At 38.3% G+C, this 1157-nt stretch carries 2 protein-coding genes; one reads left to right on the top strand and one right to left on the bottom strand.

The window, feature by feature from the left end:
• Window positions 1–718: lysophospholipid acyltransferase family protein (locus VXQ92_RS19780; RefSeq protein ID WP_416682939.1), on the top strand; the 718-nt coding region annotated here is incomplete at its 5' end.
• Here VXQ92_RS19780 and VXQ92_RS19775 read toward each other — a convergent pair.
• Window positions 719–1157 (bottom strand): phospholipase D-like domain-containing protein (locus tag VXQ92_RS19775; protein WP_416682938.1); only part of this gene is annotated, 439 nt, incomplete at its 5' end.

Genomic DNA, 1157 nt, shown 5'->3' with positions numbered 1-1157 from the left:
AATCAGTGAAGGTTTTTACTTAGTTTATCGTCATGGACTTTATAAAGATCCAAATAACCCTGTTAACACTCGATATGTTCAATATTTCTGTCTTCGTTTATGCCAAGTATTTAATCTTGAAGTTCAAGTACATGGCACAATTCCCAGAGAGCCCGCTTTATGGGTGAGTAACCATATTTCTTGGCTTGATATCGCCGTTTTAGGTTCAGGTGCACGTGTCTTCTTCTTAGCTAAAGCCGAGATAGAAAAGTGGCCTATTCTTGGCAATTTGGCGAAAGGTGGGGGCACCTTATTTATTAAACGTGGATCAGGTGACTCCATTAAAATTCGAGAGCAAATTACCGAATTTTTAAAACAAAATATTCCAGTTTTATTTTTCCCTGAAGCGACTACTACAGATGGCCATTCTGTTAAGCGGGTTCATGGTCGTTTACTCGGAGCTGCTATCGAAGCTCAGCGTCCGGTACAGGTATGTTTAATCTGTTACGTAAACCGTCATGGTGAGTTAGATACCGTTGCACCATTTATTGGTGAGATGTCATTCGTTGAGCATATTCAACGTGTGCTAGAAATGCCGAAAGTAACAGCTCATTTACTTACACTTCCTCCTATTTCGGTAGAAGGCCATGATGTAAAAAGTTTGACTCAAGAAGTGCAAGAAAAAATGGTTGAAGGATTGGCTCAATTACATAAAAAAGTACTTAAGCCAAAAAGTTAATTACATAAAACCTTCGAGTGGCAGCCATGATAGTAGTTTCATGCCTGCCTTTTGCCACCATTTCATTTCTGGTTCTTTTTTATAAATTACAGGGCCTTTTGGAGTTTCCTGTTGCCAGTAAATATGATTGTTTGGGTCGAGCTTTAATTTATAAGCATATTTGTTTAAGTTTTCATCCATCGTATGGTGAATTGTTTTGGCCAGTGATGGACTGTCTAAAATTACGCCAATTTCAGTATTTAAATACGCCGAACGTGGGTCAAAGTTGAATGAACCGATAAAAACCTGTTCATCTAATGCCATAAGTTTGGTGTGTAAACTTGAGCGGCTTAAACCTTTCATGTTTACTTTCGCTTTGGTTGCCAGCTCATCCGTATTTTTATTTAAATCGCGTTTATCTGGAGTTGGTAAAAACTCATAAAGTTGAACGCCGTTTTTC

Source organism: Acinetobacter sp. 228 (genome assembly GCF_048147885.1).
Note: the sequence above shows the minus strand (reverse complement) of the source record. Positions and strands in the feature narration are given on the sequence as shown.